Here is a 14,178-nt window from a genome sequence, read left to right as displayed (position 1 = left end):
GAAGTATTGGAGATAATTATGATTAATTTTATTAGGTTATTGATATTTACAGTTTTTATTGTCGCTTTACTTTCTTGTAGTAGTTACAAGCAGGCGAAACCTGTTTGTTTAGATATCGCTACGCTTGAAAAAGTGGATAAAGAACCCATATTAAGTTACGGTTCGTTTTATATTACTGCTCCACAGAATAGGGGGGAAATATATCCTATATCTATAGACGATTTTGGCGAAACTCATCCAAAATTCCCTCGTAATGACCAGCCAGATGGCAAAAATGATATGAATGTTCCACCTTCGTATGTGCAGAGCGATATATATAAGCCAATGAGAGTAGCTTTCTTAATTTCAGATAAAAAACAGAATATTTACAAGGTTGATGTTACCGGGTTTCATTATACTGGAGGGTATGGAATTCAACCGTACAATTATGAAGGAGGTAAACTTGGTGTTTATTACTCGAGTAGTAATCAAAACCAAAATGAGACAATACAGATGGAAGGAGATCGTATAGGAGGTGTTTATTTTTATGGTGCTGAAACATTTATAAGTAAAATATGTTATTGGGTGAAATGATTTTCTGTTTTTGCCATTTTAATGCTCTCTGTACTCGCGAGCAGTGATTGGCTGGTCGATGAGCAACCGTATGACAGCAGATCTGGTATGCAGCGCACTGAACATGGCTTTGTTCCGTCGCGGCTTCCCCAAAAAGGTGATCGTTCATAGTGATCGCGACAGCCAATATTGTTCGCATGATTACCGTGACTTGATTAAAAAGCACCAATTGGTGCAAAGCATGAGCCGCAAAGGCAACTGTTGGGATACGCGGTAGCAGAAAGCTTCTTCCATTCATTAAAGGTCGAAGCGCTTCAGGGCGAGCCAATAATGGATCGAGAACGGCCATGAATGTTCCCTTCGCCCCTAACTATTTGTTTTATCTACGCCATTCGTGGGGATTCGTCAGGAAGAACAGTGTTTAGTGAAGTGCCCACTGTTGCTGGTACAGATCACTCCTCTATGGGCACTATTGCAAAGCAGTTAGGGATAAGCAAGGGGTCGGTGCATGGAATGCTTGGAGAGGTCAAAAGACACTAATACTTCTCTTATAATCATACTCAAGCTTTTTTTTGGGGGAGCTCTTGAATACTTAATCGTGACTCGGAGTAGTTCTCTGATGTCTATAGAATGCAGATGACGTCGCTCACGATTGCGAGGCATAAGGCGCATTATAGGGGAGCCAGAAAATATCTGTGGTAATAGCACATATAGCAATAAACGGCGTTTCTTATCAGGTATCGTTAACGCATCAAACAGTAGAGAGTTGATCTCATTGATTAAGGATGGTTGATAGACGGCACATTTGTTTTTGAGATATTTATGCTGCTTACGCAAGCCCCTGTAGAATGCGAACCAGTAGCTGTCGATATCGACATTACTAATAGCAACATTACTGAGACCTTCCGCAGCCCAAGTTATAACGCGATGAATCTTATCAAGATCCAGCGTTCTGAGGTGCTTATTACTCTCTGTAGCTACTTGAAGTTCGTTCATATTCTATAGACTTTGTCCTACTTTAGTCCAAACACACCGCTACTCCGATGGATTTGGCTTCACTCAGGGGAATGGCACTCCCCTAGTTAACGTTGGTTAATCGAAATATCGAATTTGTAGTTTACGTCTTCGCATCTTTTTTCCTCTATTTTTGATTAATAGTGGATATTCAGTTTTTCATGTCCTGCAATTAGTTAATCGCTAAAACCTCCTTACAAACAGATTTTCCATTTGCCTGCCATGCATTTAGAAAATTGAAGTAATACCTAAGACGAAATCAATTATGCGACTTATAACTTCTATGCTTCTGAACAACAGAAATGCTATCTTGCACAATTTAAGGAAACCTAGTGGCTCAACTTTTCTGTCATGCCGTTTATTTTCCTTTCGTTTACGCCTCGCTTCAGCTCTGTTTAATTTACTCTTCTTTTTAACACTTTTAGATTCAGGTATCGCCATATCATTACTCTCAGATATGGGGATTACCGAAACCAACTGTTAAACCGCAAGTAGGGACGGTTATTCTAGATGGTGAGGGCAGAGTATATAAAACTCAAGAGTAAGGTCTAACTTACTTAGTAATTGCAACTGTCGTGGTGGCTGATGAAGACTAAGTGCCAGCTTCTTCGTGCTTACCTTCAACCATCTGTGCGAATGTCTTAATGACCACCATGTAGAACTCGAAGTCACACCACATGGCATAGGCGTATAACGTTTCGAGTTGCGCATGCCATTATGCATCAGTAGTCTGGTTTACATCGTGACAAACCACTGGATGGCAGTGGCACCGGCCCCAAGGATCATATCGAGCTTGAGGCTGAGAAGTTCGCGGTATACTTTTTAATGCCCGCTAAATTGGTGAGCCGCAGGTTCAACGAACGTTTCCCACCGGAATTATTGCAGCGTGACAATTTACAACATCTTTTAAACCGCAGTAAAGATAAGCGGGTAGAGAAAGAGTTATCAACCAAACGCGGGTTAGCAAGGGCATTGGCAGGTTTAGACAGTATTAATGGTGAAGCAGTATTTTCGCTTGCGGAGCAGTTTAAGGTTTCCAGAGAAGCAATGGCCATTCGGCTGGAAGAGTTGGACTTGATACCGGAATACTAAGCTTGGGTGTAAGGCTGATGAATACGCCTTAAATGCAACATACAGAAACAACAAAGCCCCGCAAAAGCGGGGCTTTGTTTTGAGGAATTTAATGGTCGGTACGAGAGGATTCGAACCTCCGACCCCTTCACCCCCAGCGAAGTGCGCTACCAAGCTGCGCTACGTACCGACGTAGGGCGTATCATAATGATTCCCCGCCAGAAAGCAATGCTGTAATGGTTGACTGTCGCAATTTTCGCCAGTTAAACAATACCCTAGGCTGTGATTAAGGGCATGTTCAGGCGTTGTTGCTATACCTGTGTTTGTATTTACAGAGGATAAGATCATGAAAACAGCAATAACGACGACGGCAGCCTTGGTGTCCATTTCGCTGTTGGCCGCTTGTGGCGGAGGCTCCTCCGGCGAGTTGGAGCCACAAATGGCGAGTTTTAGCCTGGGTGTAAGTGATGCGCCGGTTAACGGCGCTAAAGCTGTGATGGTTTGCTTTAGCGAAATTGAACTGACCGGTAATGGTGTTGGCAGCCAAAGCTTTACTATTGGTGATGACGATGTTGCAGCAGAGGCAAATGATAACTGCCGTGATGGCCAGGGTAATCTGCTGCCCAATACCCGCGGCATTGATTTACTGCTACTTGACGGTGCCAAATCAGAAGCTCTGATAACAGGTGCTGAGTTTGCCGCAGGTAACTACGGCCAGTTGCGCCTGGAAATTGCCGAAGGCAGCTACGTTGAGCTGGAAGATGGCATGCGTGAACCATTGCGAGTGCCGTCCAATGAATTGAAGCTGGGTGGCGTTACCTTATCCGCCGGTGGCACCTTTAATTACACCCTGGAGTTTGACCTGCGTAAAGCGATGGTTAATCCACCTGGCCAGGATGGTTACCTGCTAAAACCGACCGGCCTGCGTTTAGTCGATAACAGTGAAGTGGGGCACCTTGAAGGTCAGGTTGACGAAGGGCTGTTGATCACTAACAGCTGCACAGTAGCGCCGGCAGATGCATCGTTACCGGTTGCCACCGTGTATTTATATCAGGGGGCTGACCGGCCGTTAGCTGAGTTATCTGATAACGGCGGTAACAACACTTACCAGCCTTATGCCAGCACTAACGTCTATTTTGATGGCGTGAGTGAGTATAACTACAGTATCGGTTTTATTGAGGCTGATATGTACACTGCAGCTCTGAGCTGTGATGTGGCAGACGACCCGGAGCAGGCTGATGCCATAGAGTTTCTGCAGGCACAGAATGTAACCATAGCTGCAAGTGCTACTGCTGTAACGTTGGATTTTACAGAGTAAGCAGCAGCAAAACCGCGACAGCGCAGCAGACGCTGTCGCTATCAGTTTGTTAAATGGCCGCTATTACGGCGGCCAGCTATCTTAATTTCTTACCCCTTGCTAACATAGCCATCTTTACGTCCTTCAGGTGTATTGCTGTGCTGTGGATCCCTTTTACCTTGCTGGCGGCCTTTATGCAGGCCTGGCGCAATGCGTTTCAAAAGCAATTAAGCAAAGATGTTGGTGTGGCCGGCGTTACGCTGGCGCGGTTTATTTGGGCGTCGCCGTTGGCGGCGCTGTATTTGTGGATTTTGTATCAGTGGCAACCTGTTGCTATGCCATCGTTCAGCACCGGCTTTGCCGGCTTTATTGTGGCGGCGGCGCTGGCGCAAATTCTGGCCACTGCGCTGATGGTAAAGCTGTTTCAGCTGCGTAACTATGCGATAGGCGCCGGGCTGGCCAAAAGTGAGGCGGTGCTGGCGGCTGTGCTTGGGGTGGTGTTTTTCAGTGAGTCATTAACCGCATTGGGCTGGATAGGTGTTGCGCTGGGTGGCTGTGCGGTGTTTTTACTCAGTGGCGCCAGTTTACGCCAGCTATCGCTGCCGGTGCTGTTGCTGGGCTTGGGCAGCGGCTTAGCCTTTGCGTTAACATCCTTGTGGGTACGCCAGGCCAGTTTGGTGCTGGGCTTACCGTTTCCACATGGTGCAGCCTGGGTACTGTTGCTGGTGATCTTGCTGCAAACGACCATATTACTGTTGTGGTTAGGCCTGAAAGACCAGCCGACGTTAACGGCGTTATGGCGTCGGCCTAAACTAACCTTATTGGTTAGTGTTTGCAGTTGTGTTGGTTCGGTAGGCTGGTTTACTGCTATGAGTCTGGAGTCGGTGGCGTTGGTAAAAACCCTGGGCCAGGTGGAAGTGCTGTTTATGTTGCTGATCTCGGCCTTTGTCTTTAAAGAGAAACTGCAAAAAGCCGATCATTGGGGCCTGGCGCTGATAGTGTTGGCGGCGATAGCGGTAATGTGGGCTTAATTAGCAATGAGACTGGTGAATTTTCACTAACTCAGTAAAATGGTGCCCTCTTAAGAGCCAACCGTAGTGATTTTTGTGTCAGATCAAGATATATACGCCGACATCCGGCCTTATAACGATAAAGAAGTAGCTCCGGCTATTGCCAGGCTGATTGCTGATGATGAGCTTATTAAAGCGATTTTGCACTATCGTTTTCCGCATTTATCCGGCCCGTTCGGCTGGTTATTATCGCCGCTGGTGAAATTTGCCTTAAAGCGGCGCTGGGCCAAGCTGACCAATGTATTAGCGGTGCAAAAGCAAGTCGCCGCTTTTATGGATCGGATGATAGACAGTACCACTAATAAGGTAACAGTGTCGGGACTGGAGCAGCTTACGCCGGGCAAGGCTTATCTGTTTGTGTCTAATCATCGCGATATTGCCATGGACCCTGCATTGGTAAACTGGTGTTTGCACCATCACGGCTTTGATACCGTGCGTATTGCCATTGGCGATAATTTGTTGCGCAAAGCCTGCGCCACTGAGCTGATGAAGCTGAATAAAAGCTTTATTGTTAAACGCGGTGCCAAAGGCCCGCGTGAAATGTTGAAGAATTTTTCCCAGTTGTCGTCTTATATCAAACATTCGCTGGAACAGCAGCAGTCGGTGTGGATTGCGCAAAAAGAAGGCCGGGCCAAAGACGGCAATGATGAAACCGATCCGGCTATTTTAAAAATGTTCTATATGGAAGGCAAAAAACGCGGTGAAGATTTTGCCAGCTATATGGCCGGGTTAAATATAGTGCCGGTGTGCTTATCTTATGAGTATGACCCGTGTGACATCGATAAAATTAACGAGTTATGGCAAAAACAAACCGCCGGCAGTTACCAAAAAGGCGAGTTTGAAGATATCGACAGTATTATTAAAGGTATAGTGGGTTTTAAAGGCCGTGTGCATGTAGCGTTCGGCAAACCGCTTACTACAGTGCCGGCAGAGCCGGAGCAACTGGCGGCGTTAATTGATCAGCAAATTTGGCAGCAGTACCGTTTATTTCCGGTGAATTATCTGGCCGCGGGGCAACAACATGCGGCTATTGATGAATCTGTGGCCGAGCAGTGGCAACAGCGTCTTCAGGCAGTTCCGGTGGCAGCACAGCCAATGTTAAGCCGGCTATATGCCGCGCCGTTAGTAAAGCAGCAAGCAGTGGAAACTAATATTTGAGCTATTTAATCGCGGTAACGCTGCTGTGGGCGTTTTCGTTTAGCCTGATTGGTGTTTATCTGGCCGGCCAGGTTGATGCCTATTTTGCAGTGCTGTTACGCGTGCTGTTGGCCTTTGTGCTGTTTTTGCCTTTTATGCGCCGGGTATCGGCAGCGTTGACATTAAAGCTGCTGGCATTGGGCGCAGTACAATTGGGGCTGATGTATCTGTTTTATTATCAGTCTTTTTTGCTGCTAACAGTGCCGGAAGTACTGATCTTTACTATCTTTACGCCGGTGTACATTACCCTGCTGTACGATGCGTTACAGCGTCGCTTCCGTTATCGCTTTTTACTGGCCGCGTTATTAGCTGTAGTGGCTGCGGCCATTATGCGTTATCAGGGCCTGACACAGGATTACTGGTTAGGTTTTGCTGTAGTGCAGGGCGCTAACCTGTGCTTTGCGCTGGGGCAGGTAGGTTATAAAGTGTTGCTTGAACAGCAGCCGGTAAAGTTGGCGCAACATCAGCTGTTTGGCTGGTTTTACCTGGGCGCTGTTTTGGTGGCGTTACCGGCTTGGTATCTGCTGGGCAGTGCGCAATACCCGCAAACCGCTACTCATTGGGCGGTGCTGCTGTGGTTGGGACTGGTGGCATCCGGTGGCGGTTATTATTGCTGGAACAAAGGCGCCACCCTGGTCAGCAGTGGTATGCTGGCAGTAATGAACAATATGCTGATCCCGGCCGGTTTAGTGGTCAATATAGTACTGTGGAACCGCGACGAAAATCTGCTGAGCTTAACTATCGGCTCAGCACTGTTAATCTTATCCTGTATGTTGTGTAAGCCCGTGCGCAACTCAGTTAAACCCGGAGTGGCAAATGGCCAGACAAATTAGTTATACCTTCAACAAGCAACGTAAAGTGATTAACTTCAGTTACGACAAGTATCATGATATGTACGAAGCGGTAGCGGCAGCAGAAGGCATCGATTTAACCCGCTTTCTGGCGATGGAGCAACAGGTGGCGATGACAGCTAAACGTGGCGCTGCAGTTAAGAATTACCGGCAGCAGGAATTTGCCCGCATGGGGTTTGCCGATATCGCTTTTGTCAGAGAAGAGCAGTAGGCTGGTTATTCAGCGTCTTTGCCGGGGCGCTTAGTTTTACCGGCAGCAAATCGCAGGCAATAAAAAAGGACACCGCAGTGTCCTTTTTTTAGCAAGTGCTTAAATTACAGAACTGTAACGTTAGCAGCTTGTGGGCCTTTTTGGCCTTGTTCGATTTCGAAAGCTACGCGTTGGCCTTCGTTTAAGGTTTTGTAACCTTCAGTTTGGATAGCACGGAAGTGAACGAATGCGTCAGCGCCGCCGTTATCCTGAGTAATGAAACCGAAACCTTTATCAGCGTTGAACCACTTAACTACACCAGTTACTTTAGCCATGAATGACTCCTAAAAATTTTAATAGAACTAATTGACGCTTAATTGCGCTTTTAGCCTGACTGTTACCTTACTTATGCGGCCAAACGTGCGTGAATCTTCAGGACATGACTTACAATGAAGCTGTGTAGCGAAGTTTTCATAAACATTTTGTTACATAGGTCTGCTTTACAGGCCGGAAAGAACTATAACAGGTCTGAGCGGAATGTATATAGCAAATTGCAAATAAACCGTTGTCAGGCAATAAAAAAGCGTAAAAAATAAAAAAGGCCGCAAAAGCGGCCTTTAAACACTGTTGTTTATTTATTGAACATTAAGCATTTAATGCTACTTTGGGTTCAACAAAAGCAAAACCCAGTGCTTCGGCAACGCTTTGGTTGGTTACCTGGCCGTTCATCACATTCAGACCGTTCATTAAATGCACATCATCCAGCAGAGCCTGCTTATAGCCTTTATTAGCTAAACGCAAAATAAACGGCAGGGTGGCATTGTTCAGCGCGAAGGTAGAAGTGCGCGGCACGGCGCCCGGCATGTTCGCCACACAGTAGTGCACTACATCGTCAACAATATAGGTTGGCTCGGCGTGGGTAGTTGCTTTAGAGGTTTCAACACAACCGCCCTGGTCAATGGCCACGTCAACGATAGCTGAACCCGGCTTCATCCGCTTGATATGCTCTTTAGTCACCAGTTTAGGCGCAGCAGCGCCTGGTACTAATACACCACCAATAACCAGATCGGCGGCCAGTACTTCCTGCTCTAACGCATCGGCAGTAGAGTAAATAGCTTTAACGGCACCGTTAAACTGGGCATTGATACGGCGCAGCACATCTACGCTGCGATCCAGCACAGTAACATCCGCACCTAAACCCAGCGCCATTTGCGCGGCGTTGGTGCCTACCATACCGCCACCAATTACCACAACTTTAGCTGGCGCTACGCCAGGCACACCGCCTAATAACATGCCGCGGCCGCCACAGGATTTTTCCAGCGCACGGGCACCGGCCTGAATTGACATCCGGCCGGCCACTTCAGACATAGGCGCCAGCAGCGGTAAACCGCCGCGGTTGTCGGTTACGGTTTCATAAGCGATACAAATGGCTTTGGATTTGATCAGATCGGCTGTTTGCGGTAAGTCCGGTGCCAGGTGCAGGTAGGTAAACAGAATTTGGCCTTCGCGCAGCATAGCGCGCTCAACGGCTTGCGGCTCTTTTACTTTAACGATCATTTCCGCTTTAGCGAAAACATCTGCTGCGGTCGCCAATACGGTTGCGCCTGCAGCGCTGTAATCGTCGTCGGTAAAACCGATACCCATACCTGCGTTGGTTTCTATCAGTACACTGTGTTTATGATTTACCAGCTCACGTACGCTGGCAGGGGTCATACCTACACGGTATTCGTGGTTCTTTATCTCTTTTGGTACGCCAATGATCATCGTTTTATGCCCTTTTCTGAGGTAATTGTTGGCTGAGGTAAAATATGTGCGCAGTATACTGCTAACTTTATAGAATTAATGCTTGTTTTATAGCCTTAGGGTAGTGCAAAATTCTGTTTAAATTTAAAAAGCGAATTTTTTAGCTGCTATGTACTCTTTAAGTAAAAGTATCAAGAAGTTAGACAGAATAGATCGTAAAATACTGCTGGAATTACAGCGCGATGGTCGCTTAGCCAATGTAGAGCTGGCGCGCAGGGTAGGGCTTAGCCCGACACCTTGCCTGGAGCGGGTGCGTAAGCTGGAAGCTGAAGGTGTGATTTTGGGTTACACCGCCCAGGTTGACCCGCAAAAGGTGGGCGCAGCCTTATTGGTGTTTGTTGAAATTACGCTGAGTAAAACCTCACCGGAAGATTTTGACGAATTTAGCAAAGCCGTACAAAAGCTGGAAGAAATTCAGGAATGCCATCTGGTATCCGGCAGTTTCGATTTTTTACTGAAAACCCGGGTGGCTAATATGGCAGCCTATCGGGAACTGTTGGGCGAAACCCTGCTCAGATTACCCAGTGTGCGCGAAAGCCGCACCTATGTAGTGATGGAAGAGGTGAAACAAACCACCTTTGTTGCCATCAGCAGTTAAATCGCGGTTCAGTTGCGCTTCACGGATGCACTTTTACAGTGTCTCTGGTATCTTAGCGGGTAGTACTACGCCCCGTGCGCTTATATAAAAACGATGATAAAAGGTAGGGCCTGTCATTTGCAGAACAGAGTTTATTTTCCGCTAAACGGTGTACAGCGTTTGCTTGAAGTCGGCTTAATTATATTTTCCGGCTTTGCCTTATTCCTGTTGCTGGCACTGTTATCTTTCGACCCGGCGGATCCAAGCTGGTCACAAACCGGTTACCAAAGCAGCGTGCATAACTATGCCGGCCCCATAGGCGCCTGGTTGGCCGATCTGTTGTTATTCAGTTTTGGTTGGATTGCCTATTTAATGCCGCTTCTGCTGGGACTGGCCGGCTATCTGCTGTTTAAACGCTTTCATGATTTGATGAGCCTGGATTATCTGATCCTTGGCTTGCGCATTATTGGTTTGGTGTTAACACTGTTAACCGCCACTGCCATCAGTAGCCTGAATTTCAATGATATTTACTATTTTTCTTCCGGTGGCGTAATTGGCGACGTGGTAAGCGGCGCTTTAGTACCGTATTTTAACTTTATCGGCACTATTTTATTGCTGCTGTGTGGTTTTGCCACCGGTTTAACTCTGATGACCGGTATTTCCTGGCTAACTGTGGCCGATGCTTTGGGCGCAGCCTGCTATGCCGGGGCGCAATTTGTGATGTCAATTCCACAGCGCTTACGTGAGCGCAGTCAAGATGATTACGACCCCTTCGCGCTAGCACCGGAGCAAGATGAGTTTGACGACGAGCCGGCGGCGGTACTGGAAAAATCACGTAAGACGCCGCAGCTCAGCAAGCCTGTGGCCGACAGTTTGCCGATTACACCGTTAAATGCCAAAACCGAAGCCAAAGCGTTTTACAGCGTGGATACGCTGGCAGACGAGCAATTATCTTTCAGTGCCATTGATGAGTCTGAATCTGAAGCGCGCTGGGGTGAAACTCTGCAGCAGTTAGACTTACCGCCAGAGCCGGAAATAGAAACCATTTTGCACGAGCTAGCCGATGAGGAAGATGACAGCGAAGAGGTGTCACACTTATTGGAAGAGCTGCCATCGCTGGCCTTGCTTGACCGGCCGGATAAAGCCGTTAATCCTATAGACCCGGCAGATTTAGAGCGGGTATCGCGCCTGGTAGAAACTAAGCTGCTGGATTTTAACGTAGAAGCTAAAGTGGTTGGCGTACACCCAGGGCCGGTGGTTACGCGCTTCGAGCTGGATTTAGCTCCCGGTGTTAAAGTGAGTAAAATTACCGGCTTAGCCAAAGATTTGGCCCGCTCGCTGTCAGCGATCAGCGTACGGGTGGTAGAGGTTATTCCGGGTAAATCTTTTATTGGTTTAGAGCTGCCGAATCAACACCGCGAAATTGTGCGCTTATCTGAAGTTATTGGCGATGAGATATTTGAAGGCTCTAAATCGCCGCTGACGATGGTGCTGGGCAAAGATATTGCCGGTAAGTCGGTAGTGGCAGATTTGGCGAAAATGCCGCACTTGTTAGTAGCCGGTACCACCGGCTCCGGTAAATCGGTCGGCGTTAACGTGATGATTTGCAGCTTATTGTATAAATCGACGCCGGATGATGTGCGCTTTTTAATGATCGACCCGAAAATGCTGGAATTATCCATTTATGAAGGCATTCCGCACCTGCTGACCGAAGTTGTTACCGACATGAAAGACGCTGCCAACGGCCTGCGCTGGTGTGTCGGCGAAATGGAGCGGCGCTATAAGTTGATGTCGGCATTGGGCGTACGTAATCTGAAAGGCTACAACGTCAAGGTAAAAGAAGCCATTGCCGGGGGGACACCGTTAAAAGATCCGCTATGGCGGCCGTCTGACGATATGCGTACCGAGCCACCGCTGTTGGAAAAGCTGCCGTCTATTGTCGTAGTCATAGATGAATTTGCCGACATGATGATGATCGTCGGTAAAAAGGTAGAAGAGCTGATTGCCCGTATTGCGCAAAAAGCCCGTGCTGCCGGTATTCACCTGATTTTAGCCACACAGCGGCCATCGGTCGATGTTATTACCGGGTTAATTAAAGCCAATATTCCGACGCGGATTGCGTTTCAGGTGTCGTCAAAAATTGACTCCCGTACCATTTTGGATCAACAAGGCGCCGAGAGCTTATTAGGTCAGGGCGATATGTTGTATCTGCCGCCGGGCTCCGGTGTACCAAACCGGGTGCACGGTGCCTTTGTAGATGACCATGAAGTACATGCCGTGGTAGCTGACTGGAAAAAGCGCGGCCGGCCGAACTATATTGCTGAAATACTCAGTGGCGAAACCACCGAAGAGAACTTGCTACCGGGTGAAACGCTGGAAGGTGAAGACGGTGAGTCTGATCCGTTGTATGACCAGGCCGTAGCTTTTGTTACGGAATCGCGCCGCGCATCAGTATCCGGCGTACAGCGTAAGTTTCGTATCGGCTATAACCGCGCTGCCCGTTTGGTAGAACAAATGGAGCACAGTGGTATTGTCAGTGGCCCGGGCCACAACGGTAACCGTGAAGTGATGGCGCCACCGCCACCTAAAGGATATTAAATGCTGCGTAGTATGTTAGCTGTTGTATTGTGTTGTTTTTCTGCCGCATCCCTGGCACAAAGTGCTGAGCAAACGCTGCAGCGTAAACTGGCGGCAATTAAAAGTTTCTCCGCCGGCTTTGAGCAACAGGTGTTTGATGAGCAACAGCAGTTGCTGCAACAGGGCAAAGGCGAGCTGATGCTGAAGCAACCGGCATTATTTCGTTTTGAAACCACAGAGCCGGAACCTAACCTGTTTATCGGTGATGGCAGCAGCCTGTGGTTTTATAACGAGCCGCTGGAGCAGTTAACTATTTATGATGCTGCCAACGAAGTTAACCGCACGCCTTTTGTGTTACTTACCTCAACCAAAGCTGAACTGTGGGCGCAATATGAGGTTACGCAGCAGGGCGAGGTGTTTATTATCCGCTCTAAAGCCGCAGACAGCCCGGTAGTACAGCTAACCTTAAGTTTCTCCGGCGCGGCCTTATCAACCATGCAGGTATTGGACATGAACCGGCAAACCAGTGTATTTAACTTTACCCTGGTACAGCTCAATATTGAGCTGGACGACAAGCTGTTTCGCTTTGAGCCACCGGCTGATACCGATATTGACGACCAACGGCAGCGATAACCGGCGTGAACTCTTTACCGTTAGATTTTGCTGATGATTTCCGTCCGCTGGCAGCGCGGATGCGGCCGCGCACCCTGGCGGAATATGCCGGCCAGCAACATTTAATTGGTGATGGCAGCGCACTGAAAAAAGCCATTGAAGCCGGCAGGGTGTTTTCACTGATTTTATGGGGCCCGCCGGGCACCGGTAAAACCACCCTGGCAGAAGTGATAGCGACACACGCCGATGCTGCTATCTGTAAGTTATCCGCCGTTACCTGTGGCATTAAAGAAATTCGGGAAGCTATTGCTCAGGCGCAGCAGCGCCAGCAGCAGTATCAGCAACGTACCTTGCTGTTTGTTGATGAAGTGCATCGCTTTAATAAAAGCCAGCAAGATGCCTTTTTGCCCTTTATTGAAGATGGCACCATTATTTTTATCGGCGCAACCACCGAGAACCCGTCTTTTGCGCTGAATAACGCCATTTTATCCCGCGCCCGTGTTTGCGTATTAAAAGCGCTTAGTGATGCCGATTTACACCAGGTACTGCAGCAGGCATTAACGGATAAAGAGCGTGGCCTTGGTAATGAGGTTATCAGTTTGGCTGCGGATGCGCAGCAGTTGTTATTGCAATTGGCCGCCGGTGACGCGCGTAAATTGCTTAACCTGCTGGAGCAGGCCGCCGAGCTGACGGATGCTGGTGCCGACGGTAAAATTATTGGCTTTGACACCTTAAAGCATCTGGTACCGAAACAATTGCCGGGTTTTGATAATCAGGGTGATATGTTTTATGACCTGATCTCAGCTTTTCATAAGTCAGTGCGGGGCTCAGACCCCGATGCGGCGCTGTACTGGTACTGCCGCATTTTAGCCGGTGGCGGTGATCCGCTGTATGTTGCCAGGCGTTTGCTGGCCATCGCCAGTGAGGATATCGGTAATGCCGATCCACGCGCGCTTACCCTGGCGTTAAACGCCTGGGATACGTTTGACCGGGTGGGCCCGGCTGAAGGCGAGCGCGCTATTGCGCAAGCCGCGGTATATATGGCTTTGGCACCAAAAAGCAATGCCTTGTACAGCGCCTTTAACCAACTGAAAAAACTGGTTGCAGAACAGCCGGCCTATGAGGTGCCGCTGCATTTGCGCAATGCACCGATTAAATTAATGCAACAACTGGGCTTTGGCGAAGGTTACCGTTATGCGCATGATGAACAGGGCGCTTATGCGGCCGGCGAGCGCTATTTACCGCCGGAGTTAGCCGGGCAAGCGTTTTATCAGCCGGTTGAACGCGGTATGGAAAAGCAGCTGGCAGAAAAACTGCGCTACCTTAAACAGCTGGACAGCGATAGCCCGCGTAAGAGGGACAAATAG

Annotated in this window: 13 protein-coding genes, 1 tRNA gene and 1 pseudogene; 12 read left to right on the top strand and 3 right to left on the bottom strand. The window is 48.3% G+C overall.

The genetic code is table 11. From position 1 onward, the window contains the following. Positions 1–18 precede the first annotated feature (18 nt). The 3 genes and pseudogenes from ACTZWV_RS09140 to ACTZWV_RS09130 all read left to right on the top strand — a co-directional run bounded on the left by ACTZWV_RS09140 (position 19) and on the right by ACTZWV_RS09130 (position 2,658). Entirely contained in the window at positions 19–573 is a 555-nt protein-coding gene (locus ACTZWV_RS09140; RefSeq protein ID WP_444786235.1) for a hypothetical protein, read from the top strand. A gap of 28 nt (positions 574–601) precedes the next feature. Continuing rightward, positions 602–894: pseudogene (locus tag ACTZWV_RS09135) on the top strand (DDE-type integrase/transposase/recombinase); the annotation flags it as partial. Positions 895–2,391: 1,497 nt separating this feature from the next. Then, on the top strand, positions 2,392–2,658 hold the full coding sequence (locus ACTZWV_RS09130; RefSeq protein WP_444786234.1) for an ImmA/IrrE family metallo-endopeptidase: 267 nt from the start codon (positions 2,392–2,394) through the stop codon (positions 2,656–2,658). A gap of 92 nt (positions 2,659–2,750) precedes the next feature. Here the strand turns inward: ACTZWV_RS09130 and ACTZWV_RS09125 are convergent. Beyond that, positions 2,751–2,827, bottom strand: a tRNA-Pro gene (locus ACTZWV_RS09125). Positions 2,828–2,983: 156 nt separating this feature from the next. Between ACTZWV_RS09125 and ACTZWV_RS09120 the strand changes: the two genes are divergently transcribed. The 5 genes from ACTZWV_RS09120 (at position 2,984) to ACTZWV_RS09100 (ending at position 7,263) form a co-directional block, all read left to right on the top strand. Further along, complete coding sequence (locus ACTZWV_RS09120; protein ID WP_444786233.1) at positions 2,984–3,955, top strand: DUF4382 domain-containing protein; 972 nt, start codon at positions 2,984–2,986, stop codon at positions 3,953–3,955. A gap of 137 nt (positions 3,956–4,092) precedes the next feature. Then, a complete protein-coding gene (locus tag ACTZWV_RS09115; protein WP_444786232.1) occupies positions 4,093–4,965 on the top strand; it encodes an EamA family transporter in 873 nt (290 codons plus the stop codon). Between the two features lie 75 nt (positions 4,966–5,040). After that, positions 5,041–6,162, top strand: coding sequence for a 1-acyl-sn-glycerol-3-phosphate acyltransferase (locus ACTZWV_RS09110; RefSeq protein ID WP_444786231.1), 1,122 nt, complete (start codon positions 5,041–5,043; stop codon positions 6,160–6,162). Continuing rightward, a complete protein-coding gene (locus ACTZWV_RS09105) occupies positions 6,159–7,034 on the top strand; it encodes an EamA family transporter (protein WP_444786230.1) in 876 nt (291 codons plus the stop codon). Before ACTZWV_RS09110 ends, ACTZWV_RS09105 begins: the two co-directional genes overlap by 4 nt. Further along, complete coding sequence (locus tag ACTZWV_RS09100; protein WP_335737768.1) at positions 7,018–7,263, top strand: DUF2960 domain-containing protein; 246 nt, start codon at positions 7,018–7,020, stop codon at positions 7,261–7,263. The genes ACTZWV_RS09105 and ACTZWV_RS09100 overlap by 17 nt, the downstream gene beginning before the upstream one ends. A gap of 104 nt (positions 7,264–7,367) precedes the next feature. Here the strand turns inward: ACTZWV_RS09100 and cspE are convergent, their stop codons facing one another. Together cspE and ald are read right to left on the bottom strand one after the other, a co-directional pair. After that, positions 7,368–7,577 (bottom strand): transcription antiterminator/RNA stability regulator CspE, encoded by a 210-nt coding sequence (gene cspE, locus ACTZWV_RS09095; RefSeq protein WP_027670166.1) that lies wholly within the window; start codon positions 7,575–7,577, stop codon positions 7,368–7,370. Positions 7,578–7,887: 310 nt separating this feature from the next. Next, on the bottom strand, positions 7,888–9,006 hold the full coding sequence (gene ald, locus ACTZWV_RS09090) for an alanine dehydrogenase (protein WP_444786229.1): 1,119 nt from the start codon (positions 9,004–9,006) through the stop codon (positions 7,888–7,890). Between the two features lie 148 nt (positions 9,007–9,154). Between ald and lrp the strand changes: the two genes are divergently transcribed. From lrp to ACTZWV_RS09070, 4 genes are all read left to right on the top strand, one after another. Next, the gene (gene lrp / locus ACTZWV_RS09085) at positions 9,155–9,643 is read left to right on the top strand and encodes a leucine-responsive transcriptional regulator Lrp (protein ID WP_173501274.1); all 489 of its coding nucleotides are present in this window, start codon (positions 9,155–9,157) and stop codon (positions 9,641–9,643) included. Between the two features lie 117 nt (positions 9,644–9,760). Next, the gene (locus tag ACTZWV_RS09080) at positions 9,761–12,220 is read left to right on the top strand and encodes a DNA translocase FtsK 4TM domain-containing protein (RefSeq protein WP_444786228.1); all 2,460 of its coding nucleotides are present in this window, start codon (positions 9,761–9,763) and stop codon (positions 12,218–12,220) included. Next, positions 12,221–12,832, top strand: coding sequence for an outer membrane lipoprotein chaperone LolA (gene lolA / locus ACTZWV_RS09075; RefSeq protein WP_444786227.1), 612 nt, complete (start codon positions 12,221–12,223; stop codon positions 12,830–12,832). 5 nt (positions 12,833–12,837) lie between these two features. Continuing rightward, positions 12,838–14,178 (top strand): replication-associated recombination protein A, encoded by a 1,341-nt coding sequence (locus tag ACTZWV_RS09070; RefSeq protein ID WP_444786226.1) that lies wholly within the window; start codon positions 12,838–12,840, stop codon positions 14,176–14,178.

The organism is Rheinheimera sp. NSM (assembly GCF_052380015.1).
Taxonomy (GTDB): domain Bacteria; phylum Pseudomonadota; class Gammaproteobacteria; order Enterobacterales; family Alteromonadaceae; genus Alishewanella.
Note: the sequence above shows the minus strand (reverse complement) of the source record. Positions and strands in the feature narration are given on the sequence as shown.